General features: G+C 61.9%; 16 protein-coding genes. 14 read left to right on the top strand and 2 right to left on the bottom strand.

Annotation, left to right across the window (positions count from 1 at the left end):
• Positions 1-35: 35 nt before the first annotated feature.
• Positions 36-1,301 (bottom strand): OprD family porin, encoded by a 1,266-nt coding sequence (locus ABNP31_RS19940; RefSeq protein WP_025340268.1) that lies wholly within the window; start codon positions 1,299-1,301, stop codon positions 36-38.
• A gap of 692 nt (positions 1,302-1,993) precedes the next feature.
• Here ABNP31_RS19940 and ABNP31_RS19935 point away from each other — a divergent pair.
• Both ABNP31_RS19935 and ABNP31_RS19930 read left to right on the top strand, forming a co-directional pair.
• Positions 1,994-2,413 carry an HIT family protein gene (locus ABNP31_RS19935; protein WP_025340267.1) on the top strand — a complete coding sequence of 140 codons (420 nt, stop codon included), beginning with the start codon at positions 1,994-1,996 and terminating at the stop codon, positions 2,411-2,413.
• A gap of 1 nt (position 2,414) precedes the next feature.
• Entirely contained in the window at positions 2,415-2,621 is a 207-nt protein-coding gene (locus ABNP31_RS19930; protein ID WP_025340266.1) for a SlyX family protein, read from the top strand.
• A gap of 63 nt (positions 2,622-2,684) precedes the next feature.
• On the opposite strand, the gene ABNP31_RS19925 is transcribed toward ABNP31_RS19930, so the two are convergent.
• Positions 2,685-3,278 (bottom strand): cold-shock protein, encoded by a 594-nt coding sequence (locus ABNP31_RS19925; protein WP_025340265.1) that lies wholly within the window; start codon positions 3,276-3,278, stop codon positions 2,685-2,687.
• A gap of 279 nt (positions 3,279-3,557) precedes the next feature.
• On the opposite strand from ABNP31_RS19925, the gene ABNP31_RS19920 reads away from it, so the two are divergent.
• From ABNP31_RS19920 to tolA, 12 genes are all read left to right on the top strand, one after another.
• Positions 3,558-4,031: a Dps family protein gene (locus tag ABNP31_RS19920; protein WP_025340264.1), complete on the top strand. Its 474-nt coding sequence runs from the start codon at positions 3,558-3,560 to the stop codon at positions 4,029-4,031.
• A gap of 239 nt (positions 4,032-4,270) precedes the next feature.
• Entirely contained in the window at positions 4,271-4,600 is a 330-nt protein-coding gene (locus ABNP31_RS19915; RefSeq protein ID WP_024087590.1) for a ribbon-helix-helix domain-containing protein, read from the top strand.
• A 92-nt stretch (positions 4,601-4,692) separates the two neighbouring features.
• A complete protein-coding gene (locus tag ABNP31_RS19910) occupies positions 4,693-4,914 on the top strand; it encodes an FmdB family zinc ribbon protein (protein ID WP_003254776.1) in 222 nt (73 codons plus the stop codon).
• A gap of 95 nt (positions 4,915-5,009) precedes the next feature.
• Positions 5,010-6,785: an aspartate--tRNA ligase gene (aspS, locus tag ABNP31_RS19905; RefSeq protein ID WP_025340263.1), complete on the top strand. Its 1,776-nt coding sequence runs from the start codon at positions 5,010-5,012 to the stop codon at positions 6,783-6,785.
• Between the two features lie 114 nt (positions 6,786-6,899).
• Complete coding sequence (locus tag ABNP31_RS19900) at positions 6,900-7,646, top strand: YebC/PmpR family DNA-binding transcriptional regulator (RefSeq protein WP_013973810.1); 747 nt, start codon at positions 6,900-6,902, stop codon at positions 7,644-7,646.
• A 185-nt stretch (positions 7,647-7,831) separates the two neighbouring features.
• Positions 7,832-8,356, top strand: a complete 525-nt coding sequence (ruvC, locus tag ABNP31_RS19895; RefSeq protein ID WP_004375291.1) for a crossover junction endodeoxyribonuclease RuvC — start codon at positions 7,832-7,834, stop codon at positions 8,354-8,356.
• A gap of 109 nt (positions 8,357-8,465) precedes the next feature.
• Positions 8,466-9,083 carry a Holliday junction branch migration protein RuvA gene (gene ruvA / locus ABNP31_RS19890; RefSeq protein ID WP_015271473.1) on the top strand — a complete coding sequence of 206 codons (618 nt, stop codon included), beginning with the start codon at positions 8,466-8,468 and terminating at the stop codon, positions 9,081-9,083.
• Positions 9,080-10,126, top strand: coding sequence for a Holliday junction branch migration DNA helicase RuvB (gene ruvB / locus ABNP31_RS19885; protein WP_085618006.1), 1,047 nt, complete (start codon positions 9,080-9,082; stop codon positions 10,124-10,126). The genes ruvA and ruvB overlap by 4 nt, the downstream gene beginning before the upstream one ends.
• Before the next feature lie 125 nt (positions 10,127-10,251).
• Positions 10,252-10,704, top strand: coding sequence for a tol-pal system-associated acyl-CoA thioesterase (ybgC, locus tag ABNP31_RS19880; RefSeq protein WP_015271472.1), 453 nt, complete (start codon positions 10,252-10,254; stop codon positions 10,702-10,704).
• 2 nt (positions 10,705-10,706) lie between these two features.
• Complete coding sequence (gene tolQ, locus ABNP31_RS19875) at positions 10,707-11,402, top strand: protein TolQ (RefSeq protein ID WP_015271471.1); 696 nt, start codon at positions 10,707-10,709, stop codon at positions 11,400-11,402.
• 14 nt (positions 11,403-11,416) lie between these two features.
• Positions 11,417-11,869: a protein TolR gene (tolR, locus tag ABNP31_RS19870; RefSeq protein ID WP_003254760.1), complete on the top strand. Its 453-nt coding sequence runs from the start codon at positions 11,417-11,419 to the stop codon at positions 11,867-11,869.
• Positions 11,869-12,966: a cell envelope integrity protein TolA gene (gene tolA, locus ABNP31_RS19865; RefSeq protein WP_038408274.1), complete on the top strand. Its 1,098-nt coding sequence runs from the start codon at positions 11,869-11,871 to the stop codon at positions 12,964-12,966. Before tolR ends, tolA begins: the two co-directional genes overlap by 1 nt.
• The last annotated feature ends 11 nt before the right edge of the window (positions 12,967-12,977 follow it).

Below are 12,977 nucleotides of genomic sequence, written 5' to 3'. Positions count from 1 at the left end.
GGGCTTTTTCAGGTGCGGGGCACTGCAAGCCAGGCTTACAGGATGCTCAGCGGGTACTCCACGATCAGGCGCAGTTCGTCGATCGATGGGGAATCGTAGTAGGTGCCATCGGAAGAACGGTAGGTGGCTTGACGCACGCGGAAGCTCAGGTCTTTCGCCGGGCCGCTCTGCAGCACGTACTTGATATCTACGTCGCGTTCCCATTCCTTGCCGTTGCTGGTGCCGGTGACGTTGGCATCGGTACCGCGTACATAACGGGTCATGAAGGTCAGGCCCGGGATGCCGTATTCAGCAAAGTTCAGGTCGTAGCGAGCCTGCCAGGATTTCTCGTCTTCGGCGTTGAAGTCGGAACGGGCCACGGAGTTGGCCAGGAAGATGGTGCCGCCACCGTCGATGCCATAGCCATAGTCGCCGTCGCCGGTGACTTTCTGGTAGGCCAGGGTGAAGGTGTGAGCGCCGATGTTGTAGGCGCCCGACAGGCTGAATGCGCGGTTGTCCAGCTTGTCGCCATCGAATGCGCGGTACTCGGCCGAGCCTTCGCTCTTGGTGTCATAGATGTTGAAGTCGAACACCAGGCCTTGTTTGTCCGAGATCGGCAGAGCCCAGTTGACGTTGGCGTAGTATTTGCGCCAGTAGTCTTCAACCTTCGAGTAGTACAGGCTGGTGCTGAGGTTGTCGGTGAACGCGTAGGTACCACCTACCACGTTGGCTTCCTTCAGGCGGAAGCTGTCGCGGTTGGTCTGCTCCTGGGCGGTCAGGCTGGTGAAATGACCAGCGTGCAGGGTCAGGCCCTCGATCTCGTTGCTGGTGATCAGGGTGCCCTGGGCGATTTCCGGCAGCAGGCGGCTGTCGTCAGTGGCGAAGACCGGCAGAGCGGTGAACTGGTCACCCACTTTCAGTACGGTGTCGGAGATGCGGAATTTAACCGCGCCGCCGGCCTTGGAGTAGTCATCCTGCGAACGGCCGTCGGAGCCGGTCGGGAACAGGCCGGTACCGGCGCGGCCCTTGCCGCTGTCCAGTTTCAGGCCGAGCATGCCGATGGCATCCACACCCACACCAACGGTGCCCTGGGTGAAGCCGGACTCGAAGGTGCCGAGGAAGCCCAGGCCGGTTTCTTCGCGACGGCTCTGGCCGCCTTCGTTGTTACGGAAGTCACGGCTGAAGTACAGCATGCGGGTCTTGACGTTCAGCTTGCTGTCTTCGATGAAACCTTTGGACTCGTCCTGGGAAGAGGCCAATGCCAACTGCGAGGTCCCTGCCGCAACGGCCAGGGCGATCATGCTCCACTTCATCACGCGCATCGTGATTTGCTCCTTTGGTTTTTAGGAAGAGTACCGCTGCGTCCAAGTGTTTTAGTTATATGGGGCAGCTCTTTCTTGTTATGTCGGCGAAAATGTATAGCACGCTGACTGTTGTTGGCGATATGGGTATAAACATCCTTTTCGGAACTTTTTCACCATGTCGCTTTTAAGTATTTCCATGTCGCAAATCACGCCCCGGTTTAAGGGCCGTACAACACCAGCGCTGTTTCTTTCACCGTAACGAACCTGTAACTACCGATTCCGGTTGGGGAAACTCCCTGGTAACCAATGCCGCTGTTGTTATTTGTCGCGTACACCTGTCGATGCAGATGTCGTGCCGACTTGGCGTGAAAGGAATGCAACAAGCGTGCTCAAAATTCGCAACGCTTCATGAAATTTTCACAAAACCTGCTACCGGGGGTCGGAAAGTACCGTAAACACGGGGCGGGAGCCGCCTGACGGGGTGTCACGGTCAAGAATCATTAAAATTTGAAAAGCTGTCATGAAAGTCAATGTGTTACCGCAACTTGTTCATGCAGCGTCACCTTTGGGGTGGCAAGTGTGGTGCGAGGTGTACGGGCGGCCTCATTTTGGTGCGAAAAGTAGCGCTGTGTTACCGGGAACGTGCAGGGTATCCTTGCAGGCCTGTTTTCCGCGTGACGCGGGTTGGTTCTGCCTGAAGGAGATTTGCCGTGTTCGTCCTCGATTCGCGTTTGCAGCAGGATTCGCTGGTGCTGGGGGAGTTTGCGCTGTGCCAGTTGCTGCTGAGCAAGGATGCCAACTATCCATGGTTCATCCTGGTGCCCAAGCGCGCCGGTATCAGCGAACTGTTCGAGCTCGATGCTGCGGAGCAGCAGCAGTTGTGGCAGGAAACCACCAGCCTGGCCGAAGCGCTGAAAGCCAGCTACAGCGCCGACAAGATGAACGTGGCCACCCTGGGCAATGTGGTCAGCCAGTTGCACATGCACGTGATCGTGCGCCAGCGCGACGACGCCGCCTGGCCGGCACCGGTGTGGGGCAAGTGCCCGGCGGTGGCCTACACCGACGACCAGGTGCAAGCCATTCGTCAGCGCCTGCGCGGGCTGCAGCTCGCCGGCTACCAGGAGGCCTGACATGTCGCTTGAATCGCGAGTGGTCGAACTGGAAACACGCCAGGCGTTCCAGGATGACACCATCCAGGCGCTGAATGACGTGGTGGTCGAGCAGGGGCGGGTGATCGAGCGGCTGCAGTTGCAGATGGCCGAGCTGATCAAGCGTTACGAAGAGATGGTTGGCCAGTACGGCAGCGAAGGGGACGAGGCGCCACCGCCTCATTATTGATACCTGGACCCCTGCAGGAGCGGGCATGCCCGCTCCTGCAGGGAGTGGTTTCGACAAGTTGGATCAGCGGCGGGTTACCGCAACCACATCCTCGGCCTGCAGGCCCTTGTCGCGGTGCATCACGGAAAACTCCACGCGCTGGCCTTCCACCAGGATGCGGTGGCCTTCGCCGCGAATGGCGCGAAAGTGCACGAAGATATCATCGCCCGAGTCGCGGGAGATGAAGCCGAAGCCTTTGGACGTGTTGAACCACTTCACGGTACCGGTATCACGATTGCCGGCATCCTGCGCCGCGTGCTGGCTGGCGCGTGCCTTGCGCGGGATGCGGGCAAAGCCCACGGCCAGGTGCACGGCCACGGCCAGCGCCGCGCAGACCAGTGCGGCCAGGTTGCCCATTTCCGGGCGGGCCAGCAGTGTCAGGGTCTGCAGCACCACGGCCACCACCAGCAGGGCACAGGCCAGGTGCTGCAACTGCTGCCGCGCGCCGCGGTAGTACAGTGGCACGACCGGGGCCAGCACCAGGTTGAGCAGGCCGAGCAGGGCAAGGTAGACCGCGTCGGGTTGTTGCAGGAAGGGTGTCGCATCGGTTTTCAGGCTGGGTATGAGCGATAGCAGCAAGGCTGCCACGCCCGTCACCAGATGGACGATCTTGAACATGGGGTTGGCTCACAGTTGATAAGGCCGATCACAGGAAGAGCTGGCAGCACGGTGCGCATGAGGTGTAGAGCGCGAACACGTGGCAGGCCAGCCTATGCACCCGGCAATGACAATCCGCACGGGTGGCACCATGCCTATTTAACAGTAAAGCCGCAGGCTACTCAAACCGCAGGCCGCGACGGGCGATGTGTTGCGCCATGTCACATGCGGCGTGTACCAAGTGTTGCTACAGTGGTCGGCACCTGCTTGGGTCTCAAGCCTTATGGAAAGGGGAACTTCATGGCAATCGATATCGGTATCAGTGAAGAAGATCGCAAGTCCATCGTCGATGGATTGTCCCGCCTGTTGTCGGATACCTACGTGCTGTATCTGAAAACCCATAACTTCCACTGGAACGTCACCGGTCCGTCGTTCCGCACCCTGCACCTGATGTTCGAAGAGCAGTACAACGAACTGGCGCTGGCGGTCGACTCGATCGCCGAGCGCATTCGCGCTCTGGGCTTTCCGGCGCCGGGGGCTTATGCATTCTATGCGCGGCACTCCTCGATCAAGGAGGAAGAAGGGGTGCCGCCTGCCGACGAGATGATCCGCCAGCTGGTCCAGGGCCAGGAAGCCGTGGTGCGTACCGCGCGCAGCATCTTCCCGGTGGTGGACAAGGTCAGTGACGAGCCGACCGCCGACCTGCTGACCCAGCGCATGCAGGTGCACGAGAAAACCGCCTGGATGCTGCGGGTGCTGCTCGACGGCAAGTAGATACCCAGCGCTGTACCGGCCCTTGTAGGAGCGGCCTTGTGTCGCGATGGGCTGCGCAGCAGCCCCGGCAATTTGTGCAATTGCACTCAAACCCTGGGGCTGCTTCGCAGCCCATCGCGACACAAGGCCGCTCCTACAGGTCCTGCGCAATTTTGTGCGGGAAGATTTTGCCGCTGCTTTAAGCTCGCCCATCAGCGCTTCATAGGCCACCTGGTACCTGTGACGAGGAAGTGTGGCGCATGATGCAAGCAAGCAAACGTGTGGCTGGCCAGGGGCGTTGGCCGGGTAAACAGTGCATCGACCCGTTCAAGGCGGATTTCGACATGTTGCAGACCCAGCCGGTGTCACGCTCGGTGCGGCTCAACGGCTTTTCCACCTGCCTGCGGCTGGAGGCCGTCTACTGGGGCATCCTGGAGCGCATCGCCGCGGCCAACCGCTGCTCGGTCAGCGCGGTGCTGTCCTACGTCGACCGCGAGGTACACCTGCGCCAGGGTGGGGTGCGCAACTTCAGCGGGCTGATCAGGGTGATCTGCGTCGCCTGGCTGCTGGACCCGCCAAGTGTGCGCTGATCGCCTGGCGGGCTGCGCAGTGCTTGCTAACCATATATAATCCCGCTTTTTGCTGCCCCGGCAGCCAGCGTTGTGGTTGACGAGAGACACCCATGCCCCTTTATGACTATCAATGTGCATCCTGCGAGCACCGCATGGAAGTGCTGCAGAAGATCAGCGCCGCGCCGCTGACCGATTGCCCGGCCTGCCAGGCGCCGGCGCTGAAGAAGCTGCTGTCGGTGCCAGGCTTCCGCCTGAGCGGTAACGGTTGGTACGAAACCGACTTCAAGACCGGGGCGAAAAAGAATCTGGCAGGCGGCGACAAGGCCGACTGAGTTGAATGCTGTGACCGGGTCTTGCAGTATTAGCCCTCTGCGGGCGGCCAAGGCCTCCACCGAATACACGAATCACGAGAAGCGAAACCACCATCATGATGCGCAGCCATTATTGCGGCCAACTGAACGAGAGCCTGGACGGCCAGGAAGTCACCCTTTGCGGCTGGGTCCATCGTCGCCGCGACCACGGCGGGGTGATCTTCCTCGACATCCGTGACCGCGAAGGCATGGCCCAGGTCGTGTTCGACCCGGATCGCGCCGAAACCTTCGCCGCTGCCGACCGCGTGCGCAGCGAATACGTCGTGCAGATCACCGGCAAGGTCCGCAAGCGCCCTGAAGGTGCGGTGAATGCCAACATGGCTTCCGGCGCCATCGAGATCCTCGGCTACCAGCTGAACGTGCTCAACGAAGCGGAAACCCCGCCGTTCCCGCTGAACGAGTACTCCGACGTCGGCGAGGAAACCCGCCTGCGCTACCGTTTCATCGATCTGCGTCGCCCGGAAATGGCCGACAAGCTGCGCCTGCGTTCGCGCATCACCAGCAGCATCCGTCGCTTCCTCGACGAGAACGGCTTCCTCGACGTCGAGACGCCGATCCTGACCCGTGCCACCCCGGAAGGCGCCCGTGACTACCTGGTGCCTAGCCGTACCCACGCCGGTAGCTTCTTCGCCCTGCCGCAGTCGCCGCAGTTGTTCAAGCAGCTGTTGATGGTCGCCGGCTTCGACCGCTACTACCAGATCGCCAAGTGCTTCCGTGACGAAGACCTGCGTGCCGACCGCCAGCCGGAATTCACCCAGATCGACATCGAAACCAGCTTCCTCGATGAAAGCGAGATCATGGGCCTGACCGAAAGCATGATCCGCAAGCTGTTCAAGGAAGTGCTGGACCTGGAATTCGGCGAATTCCCCCACATGACCTTCGAAGAGGCCATGCGCCGCTACGGCTCCGACAAGCCGGACCTGCGTATTCCGCTGGAACTGGTCGACGTCGCCGACCAGCTCAAGGACGTCGACTTCAAGGTGTTCGCCGGCCCGGCCAACGATCCGAAGTGCCGCGTTACCGCCCTGCGCCTGCCAGGCGGCGCCAGCATGCCGCGCAGCAAGATCGACGAGTACACCAAGTTCGTCGGCATCTACGGTGCCAAGGGCCTGGCCTACATCAAGGTCAACGAGCGCGCCAAGGGCGTCGAAGGCCTGCAGTCGCCGATCGTCAAGAACATCCCCGAGGCCAACCTCAACACCATCCTCGACCGCGTTGGCGCCGTTGACGGCGACATCGTGTTCTTCGGTGCCGACAAGTTCAAGGTGGTCAGCGAAGCCCTGGGCGCGCTGCGTATCCGCCTGGGCCACGACTTCGAGCTGCTGACCTGCGAGTGGGCACCGATGTGGGTGGTCGACTTCCCGATGTTCGAAGAGAACGAAGACGGCAGCTTCACCGCGCTGCACCACCCGTTCACCGCGCCGAAGTGCACCCCGGAAGAGCTCGAGGCCAACCCGGCCGTGGCCCTGTCCCGTGCCTACGACATGGTCCTGAACGGTACCGAGCTGGGTGGTGGTTCGATCCGTATCCACCGTAAAGAGATGCAGCAGGCCGTGTTCCGCCTGCTGGGCATCGAGGCGGCAGAACAGGAAGAGAAGTTCGGCTTCCTGCTCGACGCCCTGAAGTTCGGTGCACCGCCTCACGGTGGTCTGGCCTTCGGTCTGGACCGCCTGGTCATGCTGATGACCGGCGCCCAGTCGATCCGTGAAGTGATCGCCTTCCCGAAAACCCAGAGCGCCGCGTGCGTCATGACCCAGGCCCCTGGCATGGTCGACGCCAAGGCCCTGCGCGAGCTGCACATCCGACTGCGCGAACAGACCAAGGTCGAGTAAGCAGTCCCCGGGCGCATCCACATGGATGCGCCTTTGCGTTTCGGCGCAGGCAATTTCCCGTCCCGCCCCGTACAGGGGCGGGGCTGTTTGTGATTCAAAGGATTCGGAGTCGTTATGGCTGGTCATTCCAAGTGGGCGAACATCAAGCACCGCAAAGAGCGCCAGGATGCCAAGAGAGGCAAGATCTTCACCAAGTGGATCCGCGAACTGACGGTCGCTGCCAAGCAGGGTGGTGCTGACCCGGCATCCAACCCGCGCCTGCGTTTGGCGCTGGACAAGGCCCTGGGCGCCAACATGAGCCGCGACATCATCGATCGTGCCGTGGCCCGTGGCGCCGGCACCAACGAAAGCGACAACGTCGAAGAGCTCAGCTACGAAGGTTACGGCCCGGGTGGCGTGGCGATCATGGTCGAGGCCATGACCGACAACCGCAACCGTACCGCCGCTGCCGTGCGTCATGCCTTCACCAAGTGTGGTGGCAACCTGGGCACCGACGGTTCGGTGGCCTACCTGTTCGAGCGCAAGGGGCAGATCAGCTTTGCCCCGGGCGTGGAAGAAGACGCGCTGATGGAAGCGGCGATGGAAGCCGATGCCGATGACGTGGTGGCCAACGACGACGGCTCGTTCGACGTGTTCACCTCGTTCAACAGCTTCTACGCCGTGCGCAATGCCCTGGAAGAGGCGGGCTTCAAGGCCGCTGACGCGGAAATCGTCATGCAGCCGACCACCAGCGCCGAACTCGACCAGGACGGTGCCGAGAAAGTACTCAAGCTGATCGACATGCTCGAAGACCTGGATGACGTGCAGAACGTCTACTCCAATGCCCAGATTTCCGATGAGATCATGGAAAACCTCGGCTAAGGTGTCCTGGCGATCCATGCCAGTTCTTCAAGTTTGTCAGCGCCTGTACCGGCCCTTTCGCGGGTAAACCCGCTCCCACAGGTACTGCACCACATTCAGAGTCGGTGCAGTACCTGTGGGAGCGGGTTTACCCGCGAAAGGGCCGGTACAGTTTGCAGAGATGCATCAATTTTTCGACAGGCACTATGACTCTGATTCTTGGTATCGACCCCGGCTCGCGCATCACCGGCTATGGCGTGGTACGCCAGACCGCCCGTGGTTGCGAGTACGTGGCGTCGGGCTGCATCCGCACCGGCAGCGGCGAGCTGCACGAGCGGTTGCAGATCGTTTTTCGTGGCGTGGGTGAAATCATCGCCCAGCACGGCCCGGTAACCATGGGCATCGAACGGGTGTTCATGGCTCGTAACGCCGACTCGGCGCTCAAGCTCGGCCAGGCCCGTGGCGCGGCCATCGTCGCCGCCGCCGAAGCCGGCCTGGAGATCGCCGAATACAGCGCCACCCAGGTCAAGCAGGCGGTAGCCGGTACCGGTGGGGCCAACAAGGAGCAGGTGATGATGATGGTCATGCACCTGCTGAAACTGACGCAAAAGCCGCAGATCGACGCCTCCGACGCCCTGGCCATCGCCCTGTGCCACGCCCATACCCGTTCCAGCCTGGTGCCGCATGGCCTGGCCACGGCACGGCGACGCGGCGGGCGCTTGCGTCTGTAGGCGCTTCATGCGCTGATACATATTTTGTTCGGGTGATGCGTTCACCCGCTGCATTTGCTGATAGGGTTGAGCGGTCTTTGACCGGCTCCCCGAGAGGAAGGATCGGAACGTGATTGGACGTTTGCGCGGAACCCTGGCGGAAAAACAGCCGCCGCACCTGATTATCGACGTCAATGGCGTAGGTTACGAACTGGAAGTTCCCATGACCACGCTGTACCGTCTGCCCAAGGTGGGCGAACCCGTAACCGTGCACACCCATCTGGTGGTGCGCGAGGATGCTCACCTGCTCTACGGTTTTGCCGAAAAGCGCGAGCGCGAACTGTTCCGCGAACTCATCCGCCTGAATGGCGTAGGGCCGAAGCTGGCCCTGGCGCTGATGTCCGGGCTGGAAGTGGACGAGCTGGTGCGCTGCGTGCAGGCTCAGGACACCTCGGCCCTGGTGCGCGTGCCCGGTGTTGGCAAGAAAACCGCCGAACGCCTGCTGGTCGAGCTCAAGGACCGCTTCAAGGCTTGGGAAACGTCCCCGGCCATGTTCACCCTGGTCTCCGACGGGCCGCTGCCGGTCGCCAGCGCATCCACGGCCGAAGCCGATGCCGTCAGCGCCCTGGTTTCGCTGGGCTACAAGCCGCAGGAAGCCAGCAAGGCGATCGCCGCGATCAAGGACAAGGCCGGCCTGAGCAGTGAGGAGCTGATCCGCCGCAGCCTGAAAGGGATGATTACCAAGTGATCGAAGCCGACCGCCTGATCGCCGCCAGTGGCCGCGACCGTGAAGAAGTCCAGGACCGTGCGATCCGCCCGCTGCGGCTGGACGAGTACATCGGCCAGCCGGTGGTGCGCGAGCAGATGGCGCTATTCATACAGGCCGCCCGTGGCCGCAGCGAGTCGCTCGACCATACGCTGATCTTTGGCCCGCCCGGCTTGGGCAAGACCACCCTGGCCAACATCATTGCCCAGGAAATGGGCGTGTCGGTCAAGAGTACCTCGGGGCCCATCCTCGAGCGCCCGGGCGACCTCGCGGCCATGCTGACCAACCTCGAACCGCACGATGTGCTGTTCATCGACGAGATCCACCGGTTGTCACCGGTCGTCGAAGAGGTGCTGTACCCGGCGATGGAGGACTTCCAGCTCGACATCATGATCGGCGAAGGGCCTGCGGCCCGCTCGATCAAGCTCGACCTGCCGCCGTTCACCCTGGTCGGTGCCACCACCCGTGCCGGCATGCTCACCAACCCGCTGCGCGACCGTTTCGGTATCGTCCAGCGCCTGGAGTTCTACAGCGACAAGGACCTGGCCACCATCGTCAGCCGTTCGGCCGGCATCCTCGGCCTGGCCATCGAAGACCTGGGTGCCTACGAGATCGCCCGCCGCGCCCGCGGCACGCCACGTATCGCCAACCGCCTGCTGCGCCGCGTGCGCGACTACGCCGAAGTGCGCGGCAAGGGCCAGATCACCAAGGCCGTGGCCGACATGGCGCTCAACCTGCTGGACGTCGACGAGCGCGGTTTCGACCACTCCGACCGCCGCCTGCTGCTGACCATGATCGAGAAGTTCGACGGTGGCCCGGTCGGCGTGGACAACCTGGCCGCGGCCATCAGTGAAGAGCGCCACACCATCGAGGACGTGCTCGAGCCGTACCTGATTCAGCAAGGCTACATCATGCGCACGCCGCGCGGCCGCGTGGTCACCCGGCATGCCTACCTGCACTTTGGCCTGAACGTGCCCGGGCGCCTGGGGGAGGGTGGGGATTTTTCCGAAACGGGTGATGAGTGACAGATCGAAAACGGCTTTTCGTGGTCCTACCGCTGGCATGCCGAGGGTGCGCTGGCAATAAGACATTAATGAAGAAAAAACAGTTGCCACAGCGGATTGGCAAGCTGAGGAGTAAGCACTAGAGTATGCGCGCGCAAAATGGCCTGGAACCGTTCGCACACCGTTGTCGCGTCTATTACGAAGATACCGATGCCGGTGGCGTGGTGTATTACGTCAATTACCTGAAATTCATGGAGCGCGCGCGTACCGAGCGGCTGCGGCACCTGGGCTTTTCCCAGGCGCAGCTGGCCGAAGACAACCTGCTGTTCGTGGTCCACTCCAGCGAAGCGCGCTATCACGCGCCGGCGCGGCTGGACGACGAGCTGCGGGTCACCGCGCAAGTACTTGAACTCAATCGCGCCAGCCTGCGCTTCGTGCAGCAGGTCTGGCGGGAAAAGGATGAAACGCTGCTTTGCGAAGGGCAGTTCCTGGTGGCCGCCGTGCGCGCCGACACTTTCAAACCCCGAGCCATACCCCCGGAGCTGCGTGACGCCTTTGCGGCGGACGGCTCGGGTACTCAATCGAATGCAGGAGAATAAGCGTGGAAGCTAACGTCGTCGACCATACCTCCATGTGGAGTCTGGTCAGCAATGCCAGTGTGCTGGTACAGCTGGTAATGCTGACCCTGGTGGCCGCCTCGGTCACCTCATGGGTCATGATCTTCCAGCGCAGCACCATGCTGCGCGCCGGTCGTCGTGCGCTGGATGCCTTCGAGGAGCGCTTCTGGTCGGGCATCGACCTGTCCAAGCTGTACCGTCAGGCAGGCAGCAACCCAGACCCGGATTCCGGTGTCGAGCAGGTCTTCCGTGCCGGCTTCAAGGAATTCTCGCGCCTGCGCCAGCAGCCGGGCGTTGACCCGGACGCGGTCATGGAGGGTGTTGCCCGTGCCATGCGCGTAGCCATCTCGCGCGAGGAAGAAAAACTCGAGCAGAGCCTGCCGTTCCTGGCCACCGTCGGTTCGACCAGCCCGTACATCGGCCTGTTCGGTACCGTATGGGGCATCATGAACTCCTTCCGCGGCCTGGCCAGCGCCCAGCAGGCCACCCTGGCCACGGTTGCCCCGGGTATCGCCGAAGCGCTGATCGCCACCGCCATCGGCCTGTTCGCGGCAATCCCGGCGGTCATCGCCTACAACCGCTTCTCGGCCCGCAGCGAAGTGCTGATCGGCCGTTACTACACCTTCGCCGACGAGTTCCAGGCGATCCTGCACCGCAAAGTGCACACCAGCGAAGAGTAATCAGGTAGAAGCCCATGGCCCGAGTTCGCCACAAACGCAAGCCCGTCGCCGAGATGAACGTGGTGCCCTACATCGACGTGATGCTGGTACTGCTGGTCATCTTCATGGTGACGGCGCCCATGCTCAACCAGGGCGTGAAGGTAGACCTGCCCAAGGTTTCCAGTGAAGCCTTGCCGCAGGACAACAACGTCCAGATCCTCACCATCTCCATCAAGGCCGACAAGACCTACTACTGGAACCTCGGCAGCGAAGTCGATACCGACAAGCAGATGGACAAGGCCATGACCTTGCCTGCCATGACCGACGCGGTGACCAAGATCATTGCCGCCGGCCGTGACCAGGGCAAGCAGACCCAGGTGTTCATTCGTGGCGACAAGGCTGTCGACTATGGCGCGGTCATGGGTGCCATGGGCGGGTTGCAGAAGGCCGGTGTCGGTAACGTTGGCCTGATTACCGAGGCGCCCTGATGCAACAGCGAGAGCCATCCGCCTCGGAAAGCTACTTCTGGCCCAGTATCTGGGCCATCGGCCTGCATGTGCTGGTGTTCGCCCTGCTGTTCGTCAGTTTTGCCATGACGCCTGAGCTGCCGCCATCCAAGCCGATCGTCCAGGCTACCCTGTACCAGCTCAAGTCCAAGAGCCAGGCGACCACCCAGACCAATCAGAAGATTGCCGGGGAAGCGAAGAAAACCGCTTCGCGCCAGACCGAGGTCGAGCAGCTGGAACAGAAGAAGGTCGAGCAGGAGGCCGTGAAGGCCGCGGAACAAAAGAAAGCCGACGCCGCTCAAAAGGCCGAAGAGGCTCGCGAGGCCGCCGAAGCCAAGAAAGCCGAGGCAGCTGCCGAAGCCGCCGAGGCCAAGAAAGCCGCCGAAGCCAAGAAGGCCGAAGAGGCGAAGAAGGCTGCCGAGAAGCAGCAGGCCGACATCGCCAAGAAGAAGGCCGAGGAAGAAAAGAAAAAAGCCGAAGAAGAGGCCAAGAAAGAGGCCGCTGAAGAGGCGAAGAAACAAGCCGCCGAGGACGCCAAGAAAAAGGCGGCCGAAGAGGCCAAGAAGAAAGCAGCCGAGGACGCCAAGAAGAAAGCGGTAGCCGAGGAAGCGAAGAAGAAGGCAGCTGAAGAGGCCAAGAAAAAGGCCGCTGCAGATGCCCAGAAGAAAAAGGCACAGGAAGCGGCCCGCAAGGCGGCGGAAGACAAGAAAGCCCAGGCCCTGGCCGAGCTGTTGTCCGACACCACCGAACGGCAGCAGGCGCTGGCCGACGAGCAGGGTGACCAGGTGGCCGGCGACTTCGACGACCTGATCCGCATGCGCGCGGCCGAGGGCTGGGCACGTCCGCCTTCCGCGCGCAAGGGCATGACGGTGGTCCTGCAGATCAACATGTTGCCGGACGGTACCATCACCAGCGTCAGCGTGGCCCGGTCCAGTGGTGACGGCCCGTACGACAGCTCGGCGGTGGCAGCAGTGAAGAACATCGGTCGTTTGACCGAGATGCAGGGTATGAAGCCGAGCGATTTCAACCAATATCGTTCGTTCAAGATGACATTTACACCTGAGGATCTAGCGTTGTGATTAAACGTCTG

Origin of the sequence: Pseudomonas asiatica, assembly GCF_040214835.1 — a bacterium.
In the GTDB taxonomy this organism is placed as follows: Bacteria; Pseudomonadota; Gammaproteobacteria; order Pseudomonadales; family Pseudomonadaceae; genus Aquipseudomonas; species Aquipseudomonas putida_Z.
The sequence above is the reverse complement of the archived record's forward strand: the minus strand, read 5'-3'. Positions and strand labels throughout refer to the sequence as shown.